The organism is Nocardioides pelophilus (genome assembly GCF_014180685.1).
GTDB lineage: Bacteria > Actinomycetota > Actinomycetes > Propionibacteriales > Nocardioidaceae > Nocardioides > Nocardioides pelophilus.
The window spans coordinates 1-16,045 of sequence record NZ_JACEHF010000096.1 but is presented as its reverse complement, the minus strand read 5'-3'; the positions used below and the strand labels follow the sequence as shown (position 1 = coordinate 16,045).

General features: G+C 71.2%; 16 protein-coding genes. 7 read left to right on the top strand and 9 right to left on the bottom strand.

Features of this window, described 5'->3' with window-relative positions; all coding sequences use genetic code 11:
• Nucleotides 1–192, top strand: a 192-nt coding sequence (locus tag H0488_RS15100; protein ID WP_183100094.1) for a peptidase associated/transthyretin-like domain-containing protein, incomplete at its 5' end; no start/stop codon positions are given.
• A 27-nt stretch (nucleotides 193–219) separates the two neighbouring features.
• On the opposite strand, the gene H0488_RS15095 is transcribed toward H0488_RS15100, so the two are convergent.
• The gene (locus tag H0488_RS15095; protein WP_183100093.1) at nucleotides 220–2,007 is read right to left on the bottom strand and encodes a DUF429 domain-containing protein; all 1,788 of its coding nucleotides are present in this window, start codon (nucleotides 2,005–2,007) and stop codon (nucleotides 220–222) included.
• Nucleotides 2,008–2,099: 92 nt separating this feature from the next.
• On the opposite strand from H0488_RS15095, the gene H0488_RS15090 reads away from it, so the two are divergent.
• From H0488_RS15090 to H0488_RS15080, 3 genes are all read left to right on the top strand, one after another.
• Complete coding sequence (locus H0488_RS15090) at nucleotides 2,100–3,065, top strand: NADPH:quinone oxidoreductase family protein (RefSeq protein ID WP_183100092.1); 966 nt, start codon at nucleotides 2,100–2,102, stop codon at nucleotides 3,063–3,065.
• Nucleotides 3,066–3,365: 300 nt separating this feature from the next.
• Nucleotides 3,366–3,992, top strand: coding sequence for a class I SAM-dependent methyltransferase (locus H0488_RS15085; protein ID WP_183100091.1), 627 nt, complete (start codon nucleotides 3,366–3,368; stop codon nucleotides 3,990–3,992).
• The gene (locus tag H0488_RS15080) at nucleotides 3,989–4,948 is read left to right on the top strand and encodes a hypothetical protein (protein ID WP_183100090.1); all 960 of its coding nucleotides are present in this window, start codon (nucleotides 3,989–3,991) and stop codon (nucleotides 4,946–4,948) included. Before H0488_RS15085 ends, H0488_RS15080 begins: the two co-directional genes overlap by 4 nt.
• A gap of 8 nt (nucleotides 4,949–4,956) precedes the next feature.
• Here H0488_RS15080 and H0488_RS15075 read toward each other — a convergent pair whose 3' ends face one another.
• Both H0488_RS15075 and H0488_RS23680 read right to left on the bottom strand, forming a co-directional pair.
• Nucleotides 4,957–5,454, bottom strand: a complete 498-nt coding sequence (locus tag H0488_RS15075) for a VOC family protein (RefSeq protein ID WP_220794620.1) — start codon at nucleotides 5,452–5,454, stop codon at nucleotides 4,957–4,959.
• The gene (locus H0488_RS23680) at nucleotides 5,454–6,050 is read right to left on the bottom strand and encodes a DUF6529 family protein (RefSeq protein ID WP_220794619.1); all 597 of its coding nucleotides are present in this window, start codon (nucleotides 6,048–6,050) and stop codon (nucleotides 5,454–5,456) included. The genes H0488_RS15075 and H0488_RS23680 overlap by 1 nt, the downstream gene beginning before the upstream one ends.
• Nucleotides 6,051–6,218: 168 nt before the next feature.
• On the opposite strand from H0488_RS23680, the gene H0488_RS15070 reads away from it, so the two are divergent.
• Nucleotides 6,219–7,541 (top strand): wax ester/triacylglycerol synthase family O-acyltransferase, encoded by a 1,323-nt coding sequence (locus H0488_RS15070; RefSeq protein ID WP_183100088.1) that lies wholly within the window; start codon nucleotides 6,219–6,221, stop codon nucleotides 7,539–7,541.
• Nucleotides 7,542–7,562: 21 nt separating this feature from the next.
• On the opposite strand, the gene H0488_RS15065 is transcribed toward H0488_RS15070, so the two are convergent.
• Nucleotides 7,563–7,901, bottom strand: coding sequence for a P-II family nitrogen regulator (locus H0488_RS15065; protein WP_183100087.1), 339 nt, complete (start codon nucleotides 7,899–7,901; stop codon nucleotides 7,563–7,565).
• Nucleotides 7,902–7,931: 30 nt separating this feature from the next.
• A complete protein-coding gene (locus tag H0488_RS15060; protein ID WP_183100086.1) occupies nucleotides 7,932–9,251 on the bottom strand; it encodes an ammonium transporter in 1,320 nt (439 codons plus the stop codon).
• A 163-nt stretch (nucleotides 9,252–9,414) separates the two neighbouring features.
• On the opposite strand from H0488_RS15060, the gene H0488_RS15055 reads away from it, so the two are divergent.
• Entirely contained in the window at nucleotides 9,415–10,125 is a 711-nt protein-coding gene (locus H0488_RS15055; protein WP_220794618.1) for a hypothetical protein, read from the top strand.
• A gap of 8 nt (nucleotides 10,126–10,133) precedes the next feature.
• Here H0488_RS15055 and H0488_RS15050 read toward each other — a convergent pair whose 3' ends face one another.
• Nucleotides 10,134–12,188 carry an ABC transporter permease gene (locus H0488_RS15050; protein ID WP_183100085.1) on the bottom strand — a complete coding sequence of 685 codons (2,055 nt, stop codon included), beginning with the start codon at nucleotides 12,186–12,188 and terminating at the stop codon, nucleotides 10,134–10,136.
• Nucleotides 12,189–12,313: 125 nt separating this feature from the next.
• On the opposite strand from H0488_RS15050, the gene H0488_RS15045 reads away from it, so the two are divergent.
• On the top strand, nucleotides 12,314–12,766 hold the full coding sequence (locus H0488_RS15045) for an SRPBCC family protein (protein WP_183100084.1): 453 nt from the start codon (nucleotides 12,314–12,316) through the stop codon (nucleotides 12,764–12,766).
• A 1-nt stretch (nucleotide 12,767) separates the two neighbouring features.
• Here the strand turns inward: H0488_RS15045 and H0488_RS15040 are convergent, their stop codons facing one another.
• The 3 genes from H0488_RS15040 to H0488_RS15030 form a co-directional block, all read right to left on the bottom strand.
• On the bottom strand, nucleotides 12,768–13,664 hold the full coding sequence (locus tag H0488_RS15040) for a Gfo/Idh/MocA family protein (protein WP_183100083.1): 897 nt from the start codon (nucleotides 13,662–13,664) through the stop codon (nucleotides 12,768–12,770).
• A 22-nt stretch (nucleotides 13,665–13,686) separates the two neighbouring features.
• On the bottom strand, nucleotides 13,687–15,180 hold the full coding sequence (locus H0488_RS24700) for a fatty acid desaturase (protein ID WP_312856360.1): 1,494 nt from the start codon (nucleotides 15,178–15,180) through the stop codon (nucleotides 13,687–13,689).
• A gap of 140 nt (nucleotides 15,181–15,320) precedes the next feature.
• Entirely contained in the window at nucleotides 15,321–15,884 is a 564-nt protein-coding gene (locus H0488_RS15030) for a manganese efflux pump MntP (protein WP_183100081.1), read from the bottom strand.
• Nucleotides 15,885–16,045: the final 161 nt, after the last annotated feature.

The following is a 16,045-nucleotide window of genomic DNA, read 5'->3' as shown; positions in this document are numbered from 1 at the left end:
GAGGCCTACGCCCTCGGCGAGGTCGTCGCGCGGACGACGACCGACGCCGACGGCTCCTTCCAGGTGGCCGTCCCGCCGGGCGCCTACGTGGTCACGGCCGACGCCGGGATGTCGTGCGAGCTGATGGACGCCACGGTCACCGACGGCGCCTACACGACCGTCGACGTCCCGTGCGACACGGGCATCCGCTGATCGCTCAGCCGGGCGGTCGGCGAGCGGTCACGAGCCCGCGCCGCGCATCTTGACGAGCCTGGCCCGCAGCGACGGCACCCGGTGGGAGTTGGCCCGCAGCTCGACGTAGGTGTCGCCGAAGACCCAGAGCAGCGCGTCGTCGAGCCGCCGGACCGCGCCCGGTGGGTAGCGGTAGTCCATCCGCTCCTTGAGGGTCTCCGCGTCGACCGACCGCAGCACGTCGCCGAGCTCGGCCAGGGAGGTGATCCCGAGCTCGAGGACCAGCCCGGAGATCCACGCGTAGTGGTCGGTGCGGGACCAGCCGGAGTCGGAGTACTGCCCGGCGAGGAACGCCGCGAGCTCACGAGGGCTGATCCGCGGGTCGTCGTCCTCGGCCTCGACGGTGGGGCCGGTCATCCCCTCCTGCAGCCGGTCCCGGATCGTCGAGAACTCCCTGTCGGCGAGCTCGAGCAGTCCCGCCGCGAGCGTGAACCGCCGGTCGAGGTCCGGCACGTGCTCGTCGGGGATGGTGCCCTTGTAGCGGATGTCGTGCTCGAACTCCGCCCACGCGTGCTGGAGGACGGTGCGGATCTGGATCTGAGCCAGCCGGCCGCGCAGCAGCTCGTAGCCGGGTTGACCCTCCCGAGCGGGGTCGAGCCCCACCAGCAGGTGCCTGCTGGCGTAGCCGAACCGGCCCTCGCTCGCCGTCTCACGCCCGAGGTCGCGGTCGTCGTGGACCACGACCTGGTCCTCGAAGAGGTCGGCCACGGCCTGGACGTCGCTGTGCACGTAGGTGATCACCCGGAGCCCGATCTGGTCGGTGATCTCGCGGAGCGGGTCGCCGAACACCGGGCGGCCGTCGACGGTCCGGGCCGCCTTGGCCGCGAACGACGCCACCGACTTCGCCCGGCCGGTCACGCTGAGGTAGTTGATGCCTGCGTCGTCGAGGATCGAGGTGGCCAGGGCCACGAACTGGTCCGCCGCCCGTCGCAGGTCGGGCTGGAGCTCGGCGTACTGGCGCACTGCGGAGTCGGCGCCGCCGGCCTCCGCCTCGACCGGCGTGCCACGAGGTGCGGCCGCCAGGTCGTCCGGCAACGTCGGCGTGACGATGTAGCCGGTCGCGAAGTCGCCGTACGTCGTCGTCTGCCGCGGCCTCCGGGTGGCGAAGAGGGCGACGTAGGCGCAGATGACCGCGTCGACCTGGTCCTCGACGACGCGGAGGTCGCTCTTGCGCCCGGCCGTCTCGACGGCGCTGCGGAGCGCCCGCCAGGCGGAGGCACCGCTCCTGTCGCCCCGCTCGCCGTCGACCAGCAGCGGCGGATCGGCCGTGGCCAGACCCTCGACCAGGCCCAGCAGCGCCGTCAGCTCGCGGCGCAGCTTCTCGAAGTCGCGACCTGACTTGTCCTTGTACTTCAGCGTCCGGCCCAGCCGGAACAGCGCCACGGTCGCCGGGTGGGGGTAGACCTCGATCGCGCGGCGCGACCGCCGCGAGCGGGGGTTCAGGTCGAGCCCGAGCCGGGCTGCGACCCGGGCACCACGAGGCTGGGTGCGGAACTCCCGCTTGCCGGTGTTGGAGGGGTGCGCGCCCGCGTCGAAGCGGGCGAAGTCCTTGTTCAGCGCGGCCTCGGCGGGGCGGTTGCCGCTCGGGTTGGTGACGATCAACGGCGCGTCGATGGCGACCAGGCAGGCGCCCTCGACGTACGGCTCCAACGCCGCGACGATCTGGTCGTCGCTCTTCGCCGCGGACACGTGCAGCAGCCGGCCCTCGTCGTCCAGGACGGCCAGGCCGGTCGGCTTGCGGTCGCCCCAGGCGAGGTCGACTCCGACGAAGTGCATGGGGCAACACTGCCCTACCCGGGGCGGCGGTGCTGAGGGCCGCGCTGCGGGCAGCGGTGCCCGCGCGACTCGACGTACGGAACACTCGTGCCATGCGTTCCATCCAGGTCACTGCACTCGACGGCCCCGCGGGCGTCTCCGTCCAGGAAGTCCCCGACATCACTGCGCACGACGGTCACGTGCTCGTCGAGGTGAAGGCGCTCGGCGTCTCCTGGCCCGACCTGCTCCAGACCAAGGGGCAGTACCAGCTCAAGCCGGAGCTGCCGTTCCAGCTCGGCGTCGACTTCGCCGGCGTCGTGCGCGAGGCACCCGACGGCAGCGGCTTCGCCGCGGGTCAGCGGGTCGCCGGTTGCCTGCCGTACGGCGGCGGCGCCGACCTGGTCTCCCTCGACCCCGAGTCGGTCTTCGCGCTCCCCGACAACCTGTCGTTCGAGCAGGGCGCCGCGATCCCGATGAACTACCTGACCGCCGAGTTCGCGCTCGCCACGCGGGGCGCGCTGGAGGCAGGCCAGACCCTGCTCGTCACCGGCGCCGCCGGCGGTGTCGGGACGGCGACCATCCAGGTCGGCAAGGGCCTCGGTGCCCGCGTCATCGCGCTGGTGTCGACCGAGGAGAAGGCCGCCTTCGCGAAGCAGGCGGGCGCGGACGAGGCGGTCCTCAGCGAGAGCTTCCTGCCGGTGGTCCGGGAGCTCACCGGTGGCGCCGGCGTGGATGTCGCGCTCGACGTGGTCGGCGAGCCGCTGGTGACCGACCTGCTGCGCTCCCTCGGTCCGCTCGGTCGGCTGCTGGTGGTCGGCTTCACCGGCGGCACGATCCCGCAGGTCGCGACCAACCGGCTGCTGCTCAACAACGTCGACGTCCGCGGCGTCGGATGGGGCGCCTTCGCCATGTTCCGCCCCGGCTACATGCGCGGGCAGTGGCAGCGGCTCCTGCCGATGATGGAGTCCGGCGTGATCGACCCGCCGATCGGCAAGGTCTACGAGCTCGACCAGGTCCGCGACGCGCTGGTCGAGATGGACGAGCGCCGCACGCTCGGCAAGTCGATCGTGCGCTTCTAGGTGTGATGCCCAGGCACGTTGGTCGAGATCGTGTGACGACACGGTCTGACCTGTAGATGGGCGAAGGCCTCCCCGGTGTGGAGTGGAGCTGTCTAAGAACCGCTCCGCCACCCAGGAGGCCTTCGTGGCGCGATCACCGCGGCGCCTCCATGGCCGCAACCTACTCGCAGCGGCGCGTGGTCTCGGCGAGCTCGCACGATCGGGCCGCGCCGGTGCTCTATCGGAAACCCACGCAGGCGCGTAGCGTCGAGGAACGGCGAAGAACCACACTCTCGGCCTCACGCACGTGAAGGGCGACCGATGAGCACATGGGGAAGTCTGTTCGCCGCGGCCTACGACGGATTCATGGCGGGGCCGGAGAAGGCGGTGCTGCGCGGCCACCGCGCGGCGCTGGTCGGGCGCGTGGCCGGCCGGGTGCTGGAGGTGGGCGGCGGCACCGGCGCGAACGTGCCCTACTACGGAGCGGGCGTCGTCGAACTGGTGGTGACGGAGCCCGAGGAGGCGATGGCACGCAGGCTGGAGCGAACCCTGGCCGAGCACACACTGCCGGCTCGCGTGGTGCGGGCACCGGCCGAGGACCTGCCGTTCGATGATGCGAGCTTCGACTTCGTCGTGTCGACGCTCGTGCTGTGCACGGTCGGCGACATGTCGCGCGCGCTCGCTGAGGTCCGCCGGGTGCTCGCCCCGGCCGGCCGGCTGGTGTTCCTCGAGCACGTCCGTTCCGACGACCTCCGGCTCGCTCGCTGGCAGGACCGGCTGCACGGAGTCTGGGTCCGGGTCGGGTACGGGTGTCACTGCAACCTGCCGACCCTGGCGAGCATCGAAGAAGCCGGCTTCTCGGTCACCGAGCTCGAGCACGATCGGATGCGAAGGGCGGCGCCGATCATCCGTCCGCTGATCGCCGGCATGGCGGAGGCGGAGGCATGACCTCGCCGGCCGCGGTCCGTCGGATCGACCACGTCAACGTGCTGAGCGACGACCCGGCCCGCACCGCCGCGGTGCTCGCAAAGGCGCTGGCGTTGCCGGTCAGTTCACCGTTGGTCCGGTGCCCCAGCTTCGAGCTCGAGATCCTGGCCGTCGGCAACGTCACCCTGGAGTCCATTCGATACCGAGGTGGTCCGCGTCCTGCCGCCGGCATTGCCCTGACGGGCATCGTCTTCGAACCCGAGGGCACGGCAGCGGAGTCCGCCGCCGAGCTCCTCGCCCGAGGGGTGCCGCACCTCGCCCCTCTGGCGTTCGCCGGCCGGCACACGCGATTCGCGTCCTACGAGCCCTTCCGTCGATCGCGTGCCGAGCCGAACTGGCGCGTGTTCCCGGTCGATGGGGTGCTGGGCGAGCAGCGCACGATCGTCTCGCGACTGTCTGCCAAGGCGATGGTCGACGGCGCTCCGCCTGCGGCCGCGATGGCGTCAGCGATGCGACGGGTCGCGTCGAACCGGATGGCCGGTCGGGCGTCCGCCGGTCTGCTGGCGCTGCCTCCCGAGTTCATCGCTGTGTGTGAGTGGGGCCACGACCTCGAAGCGCGACGAGCGGCCGACGCGCAGTGCTTCGCGAGGGCACAGTCCGACGGGCCCGGCCTCACCGGCCTTCGCGAGGTGGTCGTCAGCGCCCAGCACCTCGGACCCGCTCGGCGGCGGTGGCAACGGCTCCTCGATCCAGCGCCCCGCATCGGGGATCGCTGGGTCCTCGGCGAGGGGCCGGCGCTCGCCCTCGAGGAGGCCGGCCGTGACGGGATTGCACGCCTCGTCTTCGGCGCCGCTTCGCTCTCGGCCACCCGGACCTGGTTGACGGAACGCTCGCTCCTCGATGCCGCCTCCACCGAAACCGAGCTGCGCCTGTCACCGGAGCGCGTCGGCGGTCTCGATCTGCGGGTATCGGCCTGAGGCCGACGTCACCGGGTCTTCGCCTTCACGTCGTCGTAGAAGGCGCGGATCTCGGGGCTCAGCCAGGCCAGCTCGACGTACGGCGCACCGGCCGCGGCCGCCTCGACGTACGCGAACTCCATCAGGCCGCCGGCCATGGAGCCGCGCTGCACGACCTCGAGGCCCGCCGCCTCGGCGCCGGCCACGGCGCGGTCGAGGTCGTCGGTCTCGAAGCACACGTGGTGCAGTCCGGGACCGGCGGCGTCGAGGAACTCGGTGTAGATGCTCTCCCCCGCCACCGGCCTGATGATCTCGAGCTGCAGGTCGCCCGCGTAGGACAGCGAGATGTCGGCCGTGAAGTCGGCCGGGGCGCCGCGGTAGGTGCAGGCGTCGGGTCCGAACCGGATGCCGTCCATGCGCACCCACGACCGCACCCCGAACTGGTCGGTCAGCAACGCCTCCAGGGCGTCGAGGTCGCGGACCACCCAGGCCACCTGGATGATCGGGCCGGAGGCGACCGGCGGCACTAGCTCGGCCAGCCGTACTCGGTGAGGTACCAGCCCGCGGACGTCAGCACGGCGACGATCAGCAGCGAGAACAGCAGCCCACCGGCCACCGGCAGGAACCACCCCGGCGCCCGCTTCGAGCGGACGGCGACCACCTTGATCACCGCGGCTCCGAAGACCATGCATCCCGCGACCTCGTGGACGACCCCGCGCAGCGGCACCTCGTAGCCGTGTTCCGTGGTGCCGGTCTGGAAGCCGAACGCCCAGATGCAGTGGTAGCCGACGAACACCGCCAGCAGCAGCGCGACGGTGCCGGAGAGGCGATGCGCCATGCCCAGCCAGGACGGCGCCTTGATCCCGAGCTTGCCGTAGATCCAGAGCGCGCCGATCACCTGGCCGACGGCCAGCACTCCGATCACCGTCGAGAGCGCGACCTTCATGTCGCGGACGTCGTCGAACCCGAGGGTCGTCGTGCCGTCGAGGGTCGGGTCGTTCACCTTGGCGAAGACCCCCAGGAGCAGCGCGACGACCGCGCCGGCGGCGAACGCGCCCAGCGGGACGGCGATGCTCTTCTGCGCGGCGGGGCCGGACGTGGTGCCGGAGGTGGTGTCAGCCATCGGCCCAGGATCCTCTGAACGGGATCGGTTGGGAAGCACCGCGCCGGGCGCGTCGAGCAGGGCCGATGACCGGGCCGGACGGGACCTACTGCCCTGTCGCGCCCGCGCCGTCCTCGGAAGGATCGGGGGCAGGTAGCTCGCCCGTTGCGGCGAGGGAAGGAGCCGACGATGGCCCGCGAGCCGATGAGTCATGGAGACGCGGCGTGGCTGCGCATGGACTCCCCCACCAACTTGATGGTGATCAACAGCGTCCTGTGGTTCGACGACCCGCTCGACGCCGACGCCGTGCGCACCGTCCTCGAGGAGAAGCTGATCGGACGCTTCCGGCGCTTCCGCCAACGGGTCGTGGAGGAGCACGGCACCTGGTGGGAGGACGTGCCGGACTTCGACGTGTCCGACCACATCCACCGGGTCGTCCTGCCCGCGCCGGGAGGGCGGAGCGAGCTCGAGGCACTGGTGGCGGCGTACCTCACCGTCCCGTTGGACCGGGCCCGGCCGCTGTGGGACCTGTACGTCGTCGACGACTACCTCGGCGGTACGGCGCTCTACTTCCGGATGCACCACTGCATCGCCGACGGCATCGCGCTGACCCGCGTGCTGCTCTCGCTCACCGACGAGGGCGAGGCGTACGCCGGCGTGGCCGACGACAGCGCCGCGGAGCACCACGGCATGTTCGGCGAGCTGGTCTCCACCGTGCTGCACAGCGCGGTCGCGACGGTGACCCATCCGACGCACGTGCTCGACCTCGCCAGCGCCGGCCTCAGCGAGGCCCGGGCGCTCACCAAGCTGCTGGTCCTGCCTCCGGACAGCCGGTACTGGGGCCGCAAGACCGGGCTCGAGAAGCAGGTGGTGTGGTCCGACCCGATCTCGCTGGACCTGGTCAAGCAGACCGCGCACGCGACCGGGACGACGGTCAACGACGTCCTCCTGGCCGCGGTCAGCGGCGCGCTGCGCGCCGACCGCGAGCGAGCCGGCAAGACGGTGCACGACGTGCGGGTGCTCGTGCCGTTCAACCTGCGCCCCCTCGACAAGCCGCTTCCGTCCGGCCTCGGCAACCAGTTCGGGCTGGTCTACCTCGACCTTCCGCTCACCCGGGCAACGCCCCAGGAGCGGTTGACGGAGATGGCCCGCCGGATGCAGGCGATCAAACACTCGGCCGAGGGCGTGGTCTCCTTCGGCATCCTCGACCTCGTCGGCCAGGCGCCGTCGATCGTGGAGAAGGCCGCCATCGAGGTCTTCGCCGCCAAGGGCAGTGCCGTGATGACCAACGTGCCCGGCCCGCGACAGCCGGTCACCCTGGCCGGCAGCCGGCTGGCCGGCACCATCGGCTGGGCCCCGACCTCGGGGTCGATCGGACTGGGGCTCTCGATCTTCAGCTACGCCGGCGAGATCGTGGTCGGGCTCGCCTCCGACCGGACGCAGCTCGACGACGGACGGGTGCTGATCGACGACATGCTGGCCGAGCTGCAGACCCTGTTGGCGCCGGCCTAGCGGCGGCGCCCGGGCGGCTCCCTAGATGGCGGCGGAGCCGGTCTCGCCCGTACGCACCCGCTGGACCGACTCGACCGGGCTCACCCAGATCTTGCCGTCCCCGATCTTGCCGGTCGCGGCGGACGCCAGGATCGCGTCGATGATCGGCTGGACGTCGGGCTCCTCGGCGACGACCTCGATCCGGACCTTGGGCACCAGGAGCACGTCGTACTCCGCCCCGCGGTAGACCTCCGTGTGGCCCTTCTGGCGGCCGTAGCCGCTGACCTCGGTGAGCGTCATGCCGGAGACGCCGAGCGCCTCGAGCGCCTCTCGGACGTTCTCCCAGCGGTGTGGGCGGATGACGGCGGTGATCAGCTTCATCTCTCGGTCCCCTCGGTCATGCCTCGTCGCTCAGCTCGGTCCGTGGCCGCCGAGGTGCGGGCGGCCACCGGCGGTGAGATTCATGTCGTACGCCGTCTCGGCGTGCAGCGCCAGGTCGACGCCGGACGCCTCGTGGTCCTCGTGGACCCGGAAGCCGATCGTCTTCTCCAGGACCCACACGATCACAGCCGTCATGGTGAAGGAGAACACGAGCGTGGCCCCGGCGGCCACCAGCTGCTTGCCGAGCTGGTCGGCTCCCCCGCCGTAGAGCAGGCCGTCGACCGCCGTCACGTCGGAGGACGCGAGGAGCCCGATCAGGATGGTGCCGACCAGTCCGCCGACCAGGTGGACGCCGACGACGTCGAGCGAGTCGTCGTAGCCGAGCTTGTACTTCAGGCCGATCGCGAGCGCGCAGATCGCGCCCGCCGCGACGCCGACCGCCATCGCACCCATCGGCGTCACGCTGCCGCACGACGGCGTGATCGCGACCAGGCCGCTGACCACGCCGGACGCGGCGCCGAACGACGTCGGGTGACCGTCGCGGACCCGCTCGATAGCGAGCCAGGCCAGCATGCCGGTGCAGCCGGCGAGGAGGGTGTTGACGAAGGCGACGGCGGCGAGGTGGTTGGCGCCGAGCGCCGAGCCGGCGTTGAAGCCGAACCAGCCGAACCACAGCAGCCCGGCGCCGAGCATGACCAGGGTCAGGTTGTGCGGCTTCATCGGCTCGCGGCCGAAGCCGATCCGCCGGCCGAGCACGAGCGCCGCGGCCAGGCCGGCCGCGCCGGAGTTGATCTCGACCGCCGTACCGCCGGCGAAGTCGAGGGCGCCGAGCTCGTTGGCCATCCAGCCGCCGACGTGGTCGCCGGCGCTGAAGTCGAAGATCCAGTGCGCGACCGGCGCGTAGACCAGGACCGTCCACACCGCGCAGAAGACCAGCCAGGTGCCGAACTTCGTGCGGTCGGCGATCGCGCCGGCGATGAGGCCGACGGTGATCACCGCGAACAGGCCCTGGAAGAGCGCGAAGAGGATGGTCGGGATCCGCGCCTCGGGGTCGGCCACGACCAGGCCCTCGAGGCCGAGGTACTGGGTCGGGTCGCCGAACAGGCCGAGCACGACGTCGTCGCCGAACGCGATCGAGTAGCCGATCAGCACCCACACCACGGTCACCACGGCGAGCGCGCCGAGCACCATCATCATCATGTTGAGCACGCTCTTCGAGCGCACCATGCCGCCGTAGAAGATCGCCAGGCCGGGCGCCATCAGCAGCACCAGCGCGGCGGAGGCGAGCAGCCAGGCGGTGTCACCGGCGGCTGTCGCGGTCGGGTCGACGGCAGCGACGTACGTCGTCATCGAGTCTTCACCTCACGGTTCGGGCTCGACGATCCCCAGCGGTCGAGCAACCGGTCCAGGTTGGAGGTGACGTGTTTCGTCGGCGTAACAGGTTCGTCGCACATGTTACGTGTCGGTAAACAGCGTCGAGGATGCCTCCGCCCCCACCGGGTAACGTCGAGCCGTGGACTCCCGCCGTACGCCGACCGCGCCCGAGCCTGCGTCCGGCCCAGTGCCCGGCCGGGGGCCCGGCCTGGCCAACAACGCCGCCGCGCTGGCCGGCGGCATCCTCGCCGGAGCCACCCGACAGCTGGCTCGCGCGCGCTCGGCGCCGAAGCCGCTGCACCCGATCGGGGCGGTGGTGACCGGGACGCTCACCCGCACCGGCAGCACGGGGAGCGGGGTGCCGTGGCTCGACCTCCCCGGGACCGACGCGGTCGCGATCCGACTCTCCCGTGCGGTCGGGCTGCCCGACGCCGTCCCCGACATCCACGGCCTCGCGCTACGGGTGCCGACCCGCGACGCCAATGCCGACCTGCTGCTGGCGAACACCGGGCTCGGCCTGATCACCCGCTTCGTGCTGATGCCGTGCCGCGACATCCGCTCGCGTCCGCTGACCTCGCTGCTCCCCTACCTCGGCCCGTTCGGCCCGCTCCTCCTCGGCGCGCGACCCACGAGCGAGGATCCGATGCGGTTCGAGCTCCTCTGGTCACACTGGCTGTCCCCCTGGGTGCGGTTCGCCGACCTGTGGATCGACAGCGCGACCGGACCCGACCAGGACATCTCCTTCGACCCGATCGCGAACCCGGTGCCGGGGCTCGAGCACTACGAGTGGGTACGACGGCTGCGGTCGCCGGCGTACCGCAGCGCGCGCGAGGAGAGCGGCCGCGCCTGACGGCCGCCTCAGCTGCTCGGGGACTCGACCAGGTCGCGGCCGCGCCTCGCTGGTCTGCCGGCGCCACGGGCCGCGCCCGCGTAGCACCAGCCGAAGAAGGCGAGCAGGGCCAGCCAGCTGAGGATCACCGCGCTGTACATCACCGACCACAGCCACACCGGCACGCCGTCCTTGCGCTCCCGCTGCAGGAGGTAGGGCTCGTGCACGAACGGCACGGCGTCGCCGTCCTCGGCACGGACCAGTCCGGCGGCATCGCCGTCGATCGCGGTGTCCTCGGGCATGTGGATCGGCATCGCGACCATGGTGGTCGGGGCCAGGTGCAGGCGCACGAGGACCTTCCACCGGCCGTAGAGCGGCAGCGGCTCCTCGGTGCGGAACTCACCCGGCTGCCCGGTCGACTCCATCGCGGTCGTGACGATGCCGTTCCCCGGCACCGACTCGTCGTCCTCCTGGTTGCCCTGGTAGGCGATCGCGGAGAACCACACCGCGTCGTCGGTCGCGTCCACCGGGTCGGTCGTGACCGTGACGACCGACTGGCACCGGTCCTGGCCGATGCAGTCGTCGGCGTAGGAGACCCGTCCGAACAGGACCTCGTCGTCCTGCGCCTCGTAGGTCGTGCGGCAACCCCGCTCGCCGCACTCCTTCTGCGCCTCGGTGACGCCCTGCGCCGACGGCACCCCGAAGAGACCCATCAGGACGACCCAGATCGCGACGCCCGTCGTACCGAACCAGCGGCCGCGGTCGTCGGCCGTCACTCGCTCGGGACGCGACGCCGCGGGCAGCCCGGCGCTGCGCTCCAGGTGATGGGCGAACGACCAGCCGAGCAGGCCGCCGGCGAGGCCGGCCACCGCGGCGAGCCCCAGGAGCAGCGGCATCTGGCTCGTCTCGGGCGGCAGCGGGTAGGGCATGAACACGCCCATCCACCACCAGTCGACCGCCATCCCGACGACACCGGCGAGCACGCCGGCGGTGCCGGCGAAGACCGGGCCACGGCTGCGGACCACCAGCGCCAGGCCCTCGATCGCGAGCGCCGCGCCGATGAACAGCAGCCAGCGCGCCCGCGTGATGTCGGGGACCGGCAGCGTGATGACCAGGATCAGCAGCCTGATCACGAGGTAGGTCAGCCAGGTCACGAGCGCGCCGCCGGGACCGAAGAACAGCCGGCCGGCCACGAAGATCCAGGCAGTCAGGAAGCCGGAGATGATGAAGAGGGTGGCGGCCGGGAACTGCGGCACCCCGAGGTCGAACTCCATCAGGAACGCCATCGGGATGATGCAGAGGCCGATCGTGATCGTCAGCAGGACCCTGGTCGCCCAGGCGACCTGGTCCTGGACCTTGGGCGCGGGTGCCTCGCGCCGCACCGGCGGCAGGATCCGGCCGGCGAGGCCGAGCCCGACCTGGGCCAGTCGGCCGAGGAGGAGCGGCGGGCCGGACGGACGCCAGCCGACCTGGTGCGACTCGGCGAGCAGCAGCAGCACGCCCAGCGAGCAGGTGACGGCGCCGCCGATCATCATCACGTGGGTCGGTCCCCACTCCGTGACGTCCTGACCGAACAGCCGGTGCCACAGGTCGTCGGCCGGGAACCCGACGGCGGCGATCAGGCCGGCTCCGAGGAGGACCATCGCGCCCATCGGCACCTGCCAGGTGCGCGAGAAGGAGACGGTACGGCGCGGGAGCGGGTCCTTCGCCAGGCCGGCCGAGATCACGCCCGCCGCGAGGAAGCCGAGGATGCCGAAGAGGATCGGGTAGTGCGAGGGGTTGGCCAGCGGACCCTCGTCACGCCCGTTCTGCATGTGGATCGGGACGTCCCAGTAGACGCCGAAGGCGGCCGTGATCAGGGAGAGGACGGCGAGCGGCATGGACAGCGCCGACCAGCGCGGCAGCCCGGTCTTGCGGCCGGTGGCATCCGCGAGCCTGCCGAGCACGGTGGCATGACCCCCGCGCTCCCGCAGCAGGAACCAGCCCAACGGGAGGTAGACCACGGTGACCAGCACCATCGCGATCAGGATCTCGTCGAAAGCCGCGCCACCCGAGGGCGGTGCCGACTCAGCAAGCAGGTCCATCGTGACCCTCCGATTGATTTACAGGGAGCAGCAAACCGTAAACATCAAGGTAGGGCTTCGCTGCGATCCTGAACACCATGTCGGCGAGAGAGGCGTCACACGGCGCCGCGTCCTACGCTGCGCCCATGGCCTCCTTCTCCCAGACCCGCGACACCGTGATCGATGCCCCGCCCGCCACCGTCCACGCACTCCTCGACGACTTCCACGCCTGGCAGGACTGGTCGCCGTGGGAGGAGATGGACCCCGATCTCGAGCGCACCTACTCGGGCGCGGAGAAGGGCGTCGGAGCCCAGTACGCCTGGTCCGGCAACAAGAAGGTTGGCACGGGCCGGATGGAGATCACGTCCTCGACGGCCGAGCGGATCGACATCGACCTCGAGTTCATCGAGCCGTTCAAGGCCAGGAACCAGGCGATCTTCGAGCTGACGCCGCACGGCAAGGGCACCCGGGTCGAGTGGACCATGGCGGGTGAGCGCAACCTGCTGATGAGCGCGATGGGCAAGCTGTACTTCGACAAGGCGATCGCCAAGGACTTCGACAGGGGTCTCGCGAAGCTGCGCGCCCTGGCCGAGGCCTGAGCTACGACTGCCGCGACCCGGCCCCGGCGAGCTGGTCCGCTGCGTCGGCCAGGATCTCGACGACGTGCACCCCGAACACCACGTCGACGGCGTGGCCGGCGCCGGACTCAGCGGCCGCGACCAGCTCGTGCGCGGCCGTCCGGAACGGCTCGAGTACGGCGCCCTCGGGCCGCGGCGGCATGGGCAGCAGACCGTGCTCGCCCCACACCGCGGCCTCGAACCCGCACGCGGGAAGCGGCGCGAACGCGCTGAGGGTCGCCGTGCTCGTCGCGCCCGACTCGTGGGTGAAGGTCAGCACGACCAGGTCCGCCTCTCCCCCGACCGCGCGCACCGCCCGGATCGGTCCGAGGGCCGCGGTCAGCGTCGAGATCGCGTGCGGGCCGATGTCCCACAGGGCTCCCTGCTCGTGGCGCCACGGGGACGCCCCGAAGGGGTTGGCCTCGTCCTGCAGCGCGCTGAACCACCGGAGCCAGCCGCCGCGCCAGCCGCCCAGCTCCTGGACCTCGCCGAACCAGGCGCGCGCCGATCCGACGAACCGGTCGGTGAAGAACACGACCGACGCCACGCCGGCCGCGGCCACCGCGTCGCCCACCACCCGTGCCCGCGCCGGGTCCAACGCGACCGGCTTCTCGAGCAGCAGGTGCTTGCCCGCGGCGGCCACTCGGGGCGCGAGGTCGGCCTGGACGTCCGGCGGCACCGCGAAGGCGACCGCGTCCACGTCCGCGACCAGCCCGTCGACGTCGTCGTACGGATCGACGCCGAGGGTGGTGGCGAGCGCTCCTGCGCGCTCCGCGGAGCGCCCCCAGACGCCCACCAGCTCGATGCCCTCCGCAGAGGCGAGAGCGGGTCCGTGGACCCGCTCTGCCCAGGGCCCGGTCCCGATCAGTCCGAATCGCATGGGCCCACTCTTGCGTATGGCGTCAGCCGGTGCGCACCTCGAGCGACTCGGGATCGACCGGGACGAAGTCGACCTTCTCCCGGACGCCGCAGTCGGGGCAGCACCAGTCGTCGGGGACGTCGTTCCACGCCGTACCGGCGGCGAAGCCCTCGTGCTCGTCGCCCGCCGCGACCTCGTAGACGTAGGAGCAGCCGGGGCACTTCGCCGCCAGCACCTCAGCCTGGAAGTCACGCACCGTGATGTCCTCGCCGAGCGCGACCTCGTGCTGGACGGCGCCGTACTTCGCGTAGTACTTCGCCTTCTTGCGCGGCGCGATGTTGGCCAGCGTCACGTCACCGCCGAGGTGCGCGACGACCTTGTCGTCCATGACCGCACGCCACAGCGGCGGGATGACGGCCATCACGATGCAGCCGGCGTAGCCCATCGGCAGGGTCGGCGACTCGTCGAACGCGCGCAGCGTCTGGTAGCGCCGGGTGGGGTTGGCGTGGTGGTCGCTGTGGCGCTGCAGGTGGTAGAGGAACACGTTGGTCACGATGTTGTTGCTGTTCCACGAGTGCGACGGGTTGACCCGCTCGTAGCGCTGCCGGCCCTCCGCGCCGACCTTCTGGCGGAGCATGCCGTAGTGCTCCAGGAAGTTGACGACCTCGAGCAGGGAGAAGCCCACGACCGCCTGCAGCAGCAGGTAGGGCGCGATCTCCCAGCCGAAGATCGCCAGCAGCGCGCCGAACAGGACGACCGACATCAGCCAGGCGTTGAGCACGTCGTTGCCGAGGTGGAACGGGTGGGTGTTCTTGCGCCGGTAGCGCTTGGCCTCGAGCTCCCACGCGCTCTTCAGCGACCCGATGACGGTGCGCGGCCAGAACTGGTAGAAGTTCTCGCCCAGTCGGGAGGAGGCCGGGTCCTCCGGCGTCGCGACCCGCACGTGGTGGCCGCGGTTGTGCTCGATGTAGAAGTGACCGTAGAAGCTCTGCGCGAGCGCGATCTTCGACAGCCAGCGCTCGTTGGCCTCACGCTTGTGACCCAGCTCGTGGGCAGTGTTGATGCCGATGCCGGCGATGCAGCCGATCGAGAGTGCCAGACCGATCTTGTCGACGATCGCCAGGTCGAGGTCGGCCACCAGCTTCGGGCTCAGCGTGTCGGCGATCCAGCCGGTCGCACCGACCAGGTCGGCGGTCCACGTGAGCGGGTTGATGCCCGCGATCATCGCCATCGCGGCGAACAGCCCGAGGTACTGGATCGGCAGGTAGACGAAGGTGATCCAGCGGTAGTACTTGTCGTTCTCGAGCGCGTCGATCAGGTCGTCGGGCGGGTTCTCGGAGTCGAGGCCGATCGTCACGTCGAGGATCGGGATGATGACGAAGACCAGGATCGGTCCCAGCCAGAGGGCCGCGCTCCAGCCGAGGAGCGTGTAGCCGGCGAACGCGAGAAACGCGATGCTCGGCACCACCAGCCCCAGCAGCCAGAGGTAGCGCTTCTTGTCCTTCCAACCGCCGGAACCGGTCTGGTCGGTGCTCACCTGGTCAGTGCTCGAAGTCGCCATCGACCTGTCGCCTCCTTCGCGCGCCGCTTTCCGCGGCGCTGCATCGAACTTGACACAAGGCTACCTTTTGTAAACCGTTCTTGACAAGAGGTTGTGATTTGTAAATCTGGCAGTGGTCAGCCGAGCAGGTGCGTCAGCAGGATCCGCAGCCCGATCAGGACCAGGATCACTCCGCCGGCCAGGGTCGCCCAGCGGCCGAGCCGCTCCCCCACCCGCGCACCGACGAAGACCGCGGCGAGGGAGAGGGCGAAGGTGACCACCCCGATCACGGTCACGGCGGGCGCCACCGAGACCTCGAGCACGCCGAAGGTCACGCCGACGGCGGCGGCGTCGATCGACGTCGCGATCGCCAGCGGCGTCACGGACCGGAGGGTGACCACGGACGTCGCGCCGTGGTGGTCGTCGTCGTCCTCGAACGACTCCCGGACCATGTGCGCGCCGATGACGAGCAGCATCCCGAAGGCGATCCACGGAGTCGCCTCGCTCACCAGGTCGGCGAACCGGAACGCCAGCAGCCACCCGAGCACGGGCATCAGCGCCTGGAACAGGCCGAACATCCCGGCGATGAACAGGGCGTCGCGCCAGCTCGGACGCCGCAGCTGCAGCCCCTCCGCGAGCGACACCGCCACCGCATCCATCGCCAGCGCGAACGCCAGCAACACCAACTCGTAAGAGCTCACGTCATCCTTTCACCGCGGCACGTGACGCGACGTGCGCATGTTGTGGCGCTGGCACCGCAAGACGCCGAGCGACCTGGACCTAAAGCGACCCCGACCGCGCGGCCGGCAGCGTGGCGCGGCCGGCAGCGTGGCGCGGCCGGCAGCGTGTCGCCGCCGACGCC

What these genes read in the sequence shown, in the direction of transcription:
- H0488_RS15095 (WP_183100093.1), bottom strand. Translation starts at nt 2,007, where the DNA reads ATGCACTTCGTCGGAGTCGACCTCGCCTGGGGCGACCGCAAGCCGACC.
- H0488_RS15090 (WP_183100092.1), top strand. Translation starts at nt 2,100, where the DNA reads ATGCGTTCCATCCAGGTCACTGCACTCGACGGCCCCGCGGGCGTCTCC.
- H0488_RS15070 (WP_183100088.1), top strand. Translation starts at nt 6,219, where the DNA reads ATGGCCCGCGAGCCGATGAGTCATGGAGACGCGGCGTGGCTGCGCATG.
- H0488_RS15065 (WP_183100087.1), bottom strand. Translation starts at nt 7,901, where the DNA reads ATGAAGCTGATCACCGCCGTCATCCGCCCACACCGCTGGGAGAACGTC.
- H0488_RS15080 (WP_183100090.1), top strand. Translation starts at nt 3,989, where the DNA reads ATGACCTCGCCGGCCGCGGTCCGTCGGATCGACCACGTCAACGTGCTG.
- H0488_RS15045 (WP_183100084.1), top strand. Translation starts at nt 12,314, where the DNA reads ATGGCCTCCTTCTCCCAGACCCGCGACACCGTGATCGATGCCCCGCCC.
- H0488_RS15050 (WP_183100085.1), bottom strand. Translation starts at nt 12,188, where the DNA reads ATGGACCTGCTTGCTGAGTCGGCACCGCCCTCGGGTGGCGCGGCTTTC.
- H0488_RS15085 (WP_183100091.1), top strand. Translation starts at nt 3,366, where the DNA reads ATGAGCACATGGGGAAGTCTGTTCGCCGCGGCCTACGACGGATTCATG.
- H0488_RS15060 (WP_183100086.1), bottom strand. Translation starts at nt 9,251, where the DNA reads ATGACGACGTACGTCGCTGCCGTCGACCCGACCGCGACAGCCGCCGGT.
- H0488_RS23680 (WP_220794619.1), bottom strand. Translation starts at nt 6,050, where the DNA reads ATGGCTGACACCACCTCCGGCACCACGTCCGGCCCCGCCGCGCAGAAG.
- H0488_RS15040 (WP_183100083.1), bottom strand. Translation starts at nt 13,664, where the DNA reads ATGCGATTCGGACTGATCGGGACCGGGCCCTGGGCAGAGCGGGTCCAC.